This window comes from Methylomonas rosea (assembly GCF_024505055.1).
Taxonomy (GTDB): Bacteria; Pseudomonadota; Gammaproteobacteria; order Methylococcales; family Methylomonadaceae; genus Methylomonas; species Methylomonas rosea.
This window is the reverse complement of sequence record NZ_JANIBL010000119.1, coordinates 1-3,560: the sequence shown is the minus strand read 5'-3', so window position 1 is coordinate 3,560 and position 3,560 is coordinate 1. Positions and strand designations below refer to the sequence as shown.

Annotated in this window: 5 protein-coding genes, 1 tRNA gene and 1 pseudogene; 4 read left to right on the top strand and 3 right to left on the bottom strand. The window is 49.2% G+C overall.

Going from position 1 to position 3,560, the window contains the following annotated elements:
- The 4 genes and pseudogenes from NP589_RS21255 to NP589_RS21240 all read left to right on the top strand — a co-directional run.
- Nucleotides 1-251 (top strand): annotated as a pseudogene (locus NP589_RS21255) (IS21 family transposase); the annotation flags it as partial.
- Nucleotides 241-990 (top strand): IS21-like element helper ATPase IstB, encoded by a 750-nt coding sequence (gene istB, locus NP589_RS21250; protein ID WP_256608763.1) that lies wholly within the window; start codon nucleotides 241-243, stop codon nucleotides 988-990. The pseudogene NP589_RS21255 and the gene istB, both read left to right, overlap by 11 nt.
- Nucleotides 991-1,003: 13 nt before the next feature.
- Nucleotides 1,004-1,261: a type II toxin-antitoxin system RelE/ParE family toxin gene (locus NP589_RS21245; protein ID WP_305891084.1), complete on the top strand. Its 258-nt coding sequence runs from the start codon at nucleotides 1,004-1,006 to the stop codon at nucleotides 1,259-1,261.
- Nucleotides 1,262-1,339: 78 nt separating this feature from the next.
- The gene (locus NP589_RS21240) at nucleotides 1,340-1,777 is read left to right on the top strand and encodes a hypothetical protein (RefSeq protein WP_256608761.1); all 438 of its coding nucleotides are present in this window, start codon (nucleotides 1,340-1,342) and stop codon (nucleotides 1,775-1,777) included.
- A 402-nt stretch (nucleotides 1,778-2,179) separates the two neighbouring features.
- Here NP589_RS21240 and NP589_RS21235 read toward each other — a convergent pair whose 3' ends face one another.
- From NP589_RS21235 to NP589_RS21225, 3 genes are all read right to left on the bottom strand, one after another.
- Nucleotides 2,180-2,587, bottom strand: a complete 408-nt coding sequence (locus NP589_RS21235; RefSeq protein ID WP_256608760.1) for a site-specific integrase — start codon at nucleotides 2,585-2,587, stop codon at nucleotides 2,180-2,182.
- 13 nt (nucleotides 2,588-2,600) lie between these two features.
- Nucleotides 2,601-3,293 carry a DUF6538 domain-containing protein gene (locus NP589_RS21230; RefSeq protein WP_371929701.1) on the bottom strand — a complete coding sequence of 231 codons (693 nt, stop codon included), beginning with the start codon at nucleotides 3,291-3,293 and terminating at the stop codon, nucleotides 2,601-2,603.
- A 129-nt stretch (nucleotides 3,294-3,422) separates the two neighbouring features.
- A tRNA-Ser gene (locus NP589_RS21225) sits at nucleotides 3,423-3,510 on the bottom strand.
- Nucleotides 3,511-3,560 lie beyond the last annotated feature (50 nt).

Here is a 3,560-nt window from a genome sequence, read left to right as displayed (position 1 = left end):
AGGGGTTGCTGCTCATGGCTCGCGAACTGGGCGATGCGGGATTAGACACACTGGAAGTCGCTTGCGATCTGACCTTGCAAACCGGTGTGATCACCGCTGCCGTTGTCCTTAATGAAATGCGCCGACTGACGGAAGAGGCCAAACCCAAGACGCTGGATCAGTCCGCTATATCACTACCGACCCTGACCATCGAACCGGTAGCTGATTGCAGTCGCTATGATGCGTTACGGAGCGTTCCCCATGTCCATTGATCGTGCGCTCCAACTAAAAACCCTGCATTTATATGGGATGGCGGCGGCCTGGAGTGAATGGCAAACTGAATACAGCAGCCAGCAAAAACCGGTGATGCCCGAAGTGTGGCTGGACAGACTGATCGCCGCCGAACAAGCGGATCGGCAAGCGCGCAGCCTGAACTATCAACTCAAAGCCGCCCGTTTTCCGATTCATCGGGATTTGTTAAAGATCGATTGGTCAGAAACACCGCTGCAACAAGCCCGCATCGAACAACTGACCACAGGACACTTTATGGAACAGGCCTACAACCTGATCCTGGTCGGTGGAACCGGCACCGGGAAAACCCACTTGGCTACCGCCATTGGCATCGCCGCCATCCATCAAGGCAAACGGGTCCGCTTCTACAATGCTGTCGACCTGGTCAATCAGCTCGATAAGGAAAAACAGCAGGGTAAAGCCGGTAACCTGGCCAAGCAACTGACTGCCATGGATGCTGTGATCCTGGATGAGCTGGGCTATTTACCGTTTCCGGCATCGGGTGGTGCATTACTGTTTCACCTGATCAGCCATCTGTATGAAAAGACCTCGCTGATCATCACCACCAATCTCAACTTTGCCGAATGGGTGCAGGTGTTCGGTGATGCCAAGATGACGACGGCACTTCTTGACCGGATCACTCATCACTGCGACATCCTGGAAACCGGTAACGACTCCTATCGATTTAAGCAACGGAAAAAGGCGGTTGAAAAACAATAACCCTACAACTTAACTGGAAACTATTCGACGCTTTTTTGTGGAAACTTTTCAAAGCCGTTTGACACGCTACTTGGCTTTGCTCGACCAAAGTTTTCATGATTTGGTGATAAATCCTCTCATTGGGCGAGACTGTAGCGAAATTCTCCCAGGCTATCGCAAGCTTCCCATAGGCAAACATCTTGTGTTTTATCGGCAATTAACGCCTGATCAAATTGAAATAGTCCGCGTTCTTCATGCGCGCATGGACAGCGAAACTCATCTAATCGATTGATATAAAATAAATATTTCTTGCGTTCAAGATCCTTAATGATAACAATTAAACAATGCTCAATTATTGATTTGTAAAAGGATGACGACCGAGACAGAAAAGCGCTCAACCAAAAAAGCAGTTTCAAAGGTAGCATCATGGCGGAACGGTTCCGCTGGTTTCTTTCAGTGGCTTGAAGATGTAAAGCCACGGGTTCCCTCTGCCAAAGGCGGTTATGAAGCATACGAACCCGGCCCGTTAGAACGAATCGAGATAATCAAAGCCATCGACGGCGACTTTCGAACGGTGGTTTTTTGTTGGCCGCGCCGGCATGGCAAAACACTGGTCGCTGCTTTAATCATCGTTTGGCGATTCCTCACCCGAAAAACCCAAACCATCGGCATTATTGCCAACAGTGAAAAACAGATCGTCGACACCGCATTTAAAACGGTTGCTTCCATACTTCGCAAAACTGAATACACGGCAAGCTTGATCAAGTCCGGCGCCATCCTAATCAGCGACACCGGCACCATTCAATAATCTGCACTCGACAACACCATCAAGGGCTATTCAAACAACCCAGCGGCGCTCTATGGCAAAAAGCTAACGATTGCCCAGGTTTCCGAATTACACGCCGCAGCCAACGACCAAAGCTATCAAGTTGTTGCATCGTCCACCATCGATACAGACGACGGCCTAGTGCTGATTGATTCCACCGTCGGCCCTAGATCATCGCCGTTGTTCATGCTCTACAGCATCGCCGAGCGAGGCGACGATGAAAGTCTGTTTTTCAGTCACATTCAATACAAAGACCTGAGAGACGCAATGGACAACGCGCCGCGCTGGATTAAGCCGGAAGCGTTGAAGAGTCGAGCGGCGCAAATGTTGCCGCAAGAGTTCGCGCAACAGCACCTTAACCAATGGACCAGCGGCCAATCGTCGTTATTTCCGCCCGATATTCTGGACAAGTGCAAAGATACCGTTTCTTGGCTCCCATGCTGGGAAAATGATTTTATGACCGGCTGTCTTGACTCGTTCGACGTAATCGAGAAAACCCAAGTCGATCAGTTTGGAGTGAATCGGCACAACCCGCCGCGATGAATTCGTCTTGATGGATTTATCAACGCCTTCGGCGCTTGGGCTTTCGTCGGTGAAGTGGAAGTAATGAATCCCAGTCGCTGAATCCTGCTTGATGTCTTCGGCTGGGTTGAGCTGGCAAATTTCGTTGATACGGGCGCCGGTATATAGTCCGATCAGAGGCAGCCAGCAATAGTGGGCGGCATCAAGATTCGCCGCGAATTTCTTCATCTTGGGGTTATTGAACAACTTTTGAAGCTCTTCGGGCGTCATGGCCCGTTGCTTGTTAATGCCGTCGGCACGTTCGCCACGATAAACAGCACCTTTGACACTCAAAGACGGAAAACGCTGATCTTTGTAGTTGGGCCCAGGTCAAGAAAATGCTCACACAAGCTTTGTAAGTGCTTTCAAAAGTGCCTTCGGCAATACTTCGCCCGTCATTGGTCGCGATGATTTCGCGAATGGTCATACCGTTGTAGATTTTCTTTGCGCGTTTTATCGGTAGCCGCTGAACATCATCAAAGAACCCATTCAGATCAGTCTGCAAGATTTGATTCACCGGCTTATCACCCACCAGCTCTATCAACAGCGGCAAGGTTGCCGAAAGCTTTGTGAAGGTTGCTTTGTTGGTCTGGTCGTATCGACTCAGGAAGTCATCAACAACAATCGACAAAAGCGGCGCTTGTCGGGTTTCTATTGCTGGCTGACTTGATTTTAACTGGTAATTAGCTTGCGGTTCTTGCGCGGAATTATCCAAGGATGCTTCGTCTTGTTTCGTTTCCCAAGAGTTAAGGCGGACTACTGAGCTTGTCTTGCCTGTCTTGAGTTCGTGCAACAACGATTTGAAATGTGCAGCAAGCTTTAACGCTTGGCGCGTTGCTTCGTCGCTGTCTTCGGTTCTGAGGCTTTGGATAATTTCGCGAGATTTTATGATTTCGCGGAGTTCGGCGGGAACGCCGAGACGGAAATAAAAGACGATTTTTTCGTCTTACGAGGTATGGAATTTTTGCCATAACAACAAGCCCCTTTGTAGCACGATTTTGTAGCAAAAACCGTTTTAACCCAGGAGTTATTGTCAATTAGTCTTTAAAAACAAAGACTTAAGTTGTGGCGGAGAAAGAGGGATTCGAACCCTCGATACGTTGCCGTATACACACTTTCCAGGCGTGCGCCTTCGACCGCTCGGCCATCTCTCCTATGTTCAGCTGAGCATTGTATAAGTTTCTTAGACATAGTGCAATCAGTA